This window comes from Pseudomonas sp. YQ_5 (genome assembly GCF_043103305.1).
Lineage (GTDB): Bacteria > Pseudomonadota > Gammaproteobacteria > Pseudomonadales > Pseudomonadaceae > Aquipseudomonas > Aquipseudomonas putida_Y.
This window is the reverse complement of sequence record NZ_JBICJS010000086.1, coordinates 1-4,460: the sequence shown is the minus strand read 5'-3', so window position 1 is coordinate 4,460 and position 4,460 is coordinate 1. Positions and strand designations below refer to the sequence as shown.

At 54.9% G+C, this 4,460-nt stretch carries 3 protein-coding genes and 1 pseudogene; all 4 read right to left on the bottom strand.

The window, feature by feature from the left end; translation table 11 throughout:
* Positions 1 to 1,007: 1,007 nt before the first annotated feature.
* Positions 1,008 to 1,367, bottom strand: a complete 360-nt coding sequence (locus tag ACF8EA_RS19755) for a hypothetical protein (protein ID WP_103463252.1) — start codon at positions 1,365 to 1,367, stop codon at positions 1,008 to 1,010.
* Positions 1,364 to 2,341 carry a hypothetical protein gene (locus ACF8EA_RS19750; protein ID WP_392523023.1) on the bottom strand — a complete coding sequence of 326 codons (978 nt, stop codon included), beginning with the start codon at positions 2,339 to 2,341 and terminating at the stop codon, positions 1,364 to 1,366. The genes ACF8EA_RS19755 and ACF8EA_RS19750 overlap by 4 nt, the downstream gene beginning before the upstream one ends.
* Positions 2,342 to 2,350: 9 nt before the next feature.
* Positions 2,351 to 2,839 carry a type VI secretion system tube protein Hcp gene (locus ACF8EA_RS19745; RefSeq protein ID WP_021784766.1) on the bottom strand — a complete coding sequence of 163 codons (489 nt, stop codon included), beginning with the start codon at positions 2,837 to 2,839 and terminating at the stop codon, positions 2,351 to 2,353.
* Positions 2,840 to 3,852: 1,013 nt separating this feature from the next.
* Positions 3,853 to 3,953 (bottom strand): annotated as a pseudogene (locus ACF8EA_RS19740) (hypothetical protein); the annotation flags it as partial.
* Between the last annotated feature and the right edge of the window lie 507 nt (positions 3,954 to 4,460).

The following is a 4,460-nucleotide window of genomic DNA, read 5'->3' as shown; positions in this document are numbered from 1 at the left end:
TACTTCACCACCTGCTCGTAGAGTACATTTCCCATCAGCTCTCCTCCATCGCTTCCGAGCTTCCCGCCTAGCATCCCCCAAAAAGCTCCAACCGCTACACCACAATCGATTGCCCCAGGCCCTCCCGATGCGATTCCCAGAACCACACCGCAAGCCGCCACGCCCACTAGCACCAACTAGGCCTCCTCCCACGCTACCTGCCAATGAACACTCTCGACTATTTTAGAACTTCTGCAACCTTCCTGACTTCCTAGGCATTCGATATCCTCACGCTACCAACTGCGGCTTGGGTCCAGGGTATGCAACCAAATGCGAAATAGAATAAGTGCTCCGATAAGTGTTGGGTGCATAGCCCCTAAGACGATCAGGGTGCGCTTCATGCGTATAGGGAAACTCGTGACCTCATCAAGGTCAACTAAACCTTTTCGCGCATATATCTTGGGTGCTGTTAGTAGTATTGATATTGAGAGTGTGCGCATTACCTTGCCAATAAGGCCTGCTTGTGAAAAGGTTTTTTTATTTCCGCTCACGAATGCGCTATTCGGTAGTAGTGATTCGATCCTGCCAAGATGATAGATTGATATGTAGAGCGATGCGCAAAGCGTGACGGTCATGGCGGCCAAAATTATAAATGCAACAATGCCCACAGCAGTACTCATTGGTTGCCTACCTTTTCATATAATACTTCGCCGAGCGCCTCCCCTAAAGCACCGCCAAGCATGCTTCCTCCCGTGGCTCCCGCAGCCCCACCAATAACAGCGCATAGGAGTGCGCCTGTACCGGCTGTTGGCACGCCCAGAGCGAGACAAATACTAGTGGCAATAGTACCACCGTAGCTTGCTGCTATCCCTCCCCCGGCGACACGGCCTGTCAAGGAAGATCTATGGACGTATTTAGCTCTTCTACACTAATTATCGCGGCCAGCGGTACAGGCTTTTGTAGGAAATATCCCCTCGTTACGTTACCACGTCAGGTTTCGATTCGGGGCAAGTCGTATCGGCATGAAGTCATAGATAATGCGACAGCATCAGTGCAATGAACAAGGTGATGTGAATAACCCATAGGGTTAACAAAATGCGCTTTTCGCGGAGGGGGAAATTTTTTATTTCCTCAATATCAGCGTAACCCCTGTAAATGAAGATTTTGGGTAGGGCCAACAGTGTTGCAATCTGACCGGTTCTTATTGTTTTGCCCAAGAGTCCGGCGTGCTGGTAATTTTTGATGTTGTCAGATACGAGGCGAGAGGTGGGCAGGAAAGATTCAAAATGCTCGGTGTATTTGTGTGAAATAATAATTTGCGCGCTAGCGGCAATTAGCATTGCTGTAATCAGGATCAGCGCGATCAGTCCTGGCTCTATGTTAGTCATTTTGAGAGCTCGTGATACAAAAAATCACCTAATACCTCGCCTTTTTCTCCTGCGAAATCACCGGCTAACTTCGCCCCGGCAGCGCCACCGATGACCGCGCAGGTGAGTGCCCCTAGTCCGGCAGTCCCTACTCCTAGTGCCGCACATACTGCGGGTGCAACAATACTCCCTCCTAGGTAACCGCCTACAGCGCTACCAGCCAGACCTCCAGCTAATGATGCAGAGTTTACATATGCAGCTCGCTGGCATTCGCTTTCTCTGCCCAGAATACAAGCCTGGCGAATCTCTAGCCCCGTCGCTGCTACGTCAAGCGCTATGCCAATATAGGTTCCTTTTTTGATCAGGTTGGCAGCCTTGCCCACCCCGGCGACCTTTTCCGCATACCCCGCAATTTCACCCATGTGCAAATAGCTTTTCGTAGAAATGGCCAGTGTCCTCTTGATCGATCCCTTGTTGCGCAATCCAGCGCCGAACCCCGCCAGCTTGCCCAACTGTTCGTCAAGTTTCGAGAACAGTGCCGCACGCTTGGCATAAAACTGGTCGCGGGCATTGAGCGTCCCTGAGCCCAGATGCTCCCTGTGCAATTTCTCGATTTCCAGCAATGTGCCCTCAATTGCTTTCAGATGCTTGCTCCAGCCATCGCTAACCACGCCTGCACCCATTGACGCGTGGGCGAGCAAGCTCTTCAACAGTTCGAAATTCTCCAGAAAAAACTCATCGGCACCTTGCCCGCTGCGCATCAGCCCCATATGGGTCACGGCAGCTTTCGACATCAGATACGCCTCCTGACTGGTGCAGGAAGGCGTGGACCAGTCACCGACGATCACCAGTTCGCCGCCTCTGACCACGCTGTTGAAAATGTGCGAATTGAGGATGTCAAACTTGTTGGCCGAGTGCCCGGTCAGCGCGAGACCGGCCTTGAGCGTGTGGTAGTTTTGCATCCTGGGGTTGATGAACGCACGGGCTTCAGACATGGCGACCCCTCACGCGTATTTCTTGTTACCGATCCGGTCCCACCCGCCAGCAATGTTGCCGCCGCCGGAGCCGTCGGTGCGTTTTTGCTGGGTATAGGTGGTCTTGATTCGGCCGTAGTCGAGCTGAACAACCTCGATCGGCACGCCATCGGCGGCGCTCTGGGTGTAGTCGGCGATGATCACTTCTTCGAGAATGATTTCGTAATACTTGAGCTTGTCACCGCCCGCGCGGCACAGCGCGAGTTTCACTTCCTTGAAATGCTGGCCTGCACAACTGGCCTCCATCAGTTTGCAACTGGCGCTGTCGAGAAACTTGGTGAAGGTGAAGTTGCTGGCTGCGGTGCGGCCAGAGCTGGCGCCGCCGGCGGAGCTTGCGGTGGCGGAGGTGCTTTGGCTTACACCGAAGTCATAACCGGTCACTTCAATCCACTTGCTGTACTTTTCGTCCAAGGCTTCGCCTGGGATATCGCTGATTTGCAAATACGCGTCAAAAGCCATGTTTACCGCTCCTTGGCAAGGATGTGGGTACGGAATATTGATGTGACGACGGGACTTGCCCCGTCAGTGATTGGCAAGGCTAGGCGCGGAAAGGGGGGAGGGCAACAGCTGGGCATATATTTGGGAAATGGACTACAAGCTTGTGGATAAGTCCTCTGGAAATATTTAGGAGTTTTCTCGCTTTGGTCGGCTTAGTTGGCCTGGGCGATATTGAAACTGGCCGGCCAATTTCGCGACCAGCAGGCTATCGAGCGTGTCTTTCTTGAATGAACCATGCATTACGGTTTTTCCAACTTGCTCTTGATCTTGATCTTGCTCTTGATCTTGATCTTGCTCTTGCTCTTGCTTCTAAGCGCGCGATAGATCAGGCGACGCAGATTGCGACTTCAGGAGGCCGAGCGCAGGGCTTGCGGAGGGAGGTGACGGGCATGGATGCCCGTCAAGCGCTGGGCCCCAGGATGGGGCCTGCAGCGCGGTCCTCCCGGGAGCAAGGCCGGAGCGAGGGGACCCCGGAGCGCAGCGTAGGGGCCGGATGATGGGAGCCGACGGTTTTGGTTACTTTGGCCACGACCAAAGTAACCCGCCGGAAGGGCGGAAAGGTGACTTGGTGCCTATATCGTGAATGAATGTCTACTCGATGTGAAAGCACAACCCAAAAGCCCAAAGCCCAAAAGCTTAAGCGGCGGTTTTGATCAGGCGTACAGTCCGTTTGCGATGGCGACGCCAATTCACCTTTCCGCCCTTACGGCGGGTCCCTTTTTGTCGTGGCAAAAAGGAACCAAAAACCGTTGGCTCCCATCATCCGGCCCCTACGCTGCGCTCCGGGGTCCCCTCGCTCCGGCCTTGCTCCCGGGAGCACGCGCTGCAGGCCCCATCCATGGGGCCTCAGCGCTTGACGGGCATCCATGCCCGTCATCTCCCTCCGCAAGGCCTCCACTCGGCCTCCTGAAGTCGCAATCTGCGTTGCTTGGACTACCGCGCGCTTAGAAGCCAGATCAAAAGCGAAAAGCGAGCTCTGTGATCGGCCGGCACCGCCGATGCATTCGGTGAGATTCTGCCCGGTCATCTGGATAAGGATATCGCCGGCAAGGCTGCCCTCGGCCTGGTATACCTGTAAGAACGCCGTTGCTCTTGCTCTTGGCTTTTGCTTCTGAGCGCGCGGCAGTTCAGGCGACGCAGATTGCGACTTCAGGAGGCCGAGCGTAGGGCTTGCGGAGGGAGGTGACGGGCATGGATGCCCGTCAAGCGCTGGGCCCCAGGATGGGGCCTGCAGCGCGGTCCTCCCGGGAGCAAGTCCGGAGCGAGGGGACCCCGGAGCGCAGCGTAGGGGCCGGATGATGGGAGCCGACGGTTTTGGTTACTTTGGCCACGACCAAAGTAACCCGCCGGAAGGGCGGAAAGGTGACTACGCGCCACCTTCGCGAATGAATACCTACTTGATGTGGATGCTCACATCCAAGAAGCAAGAAGCAAGAAGCAAGAAGCAAGAAGCAAGAAGCAAGAAGCAAGAAGCAAGAAGCAAGAAGCAAGAAGCGAAGTGGTCTGTTTTGACTCGGCGAACCGTCATTTGCGATGGCGACGCTGACTCATGTTATGCCCGAACACAAAATTTCTGACACCC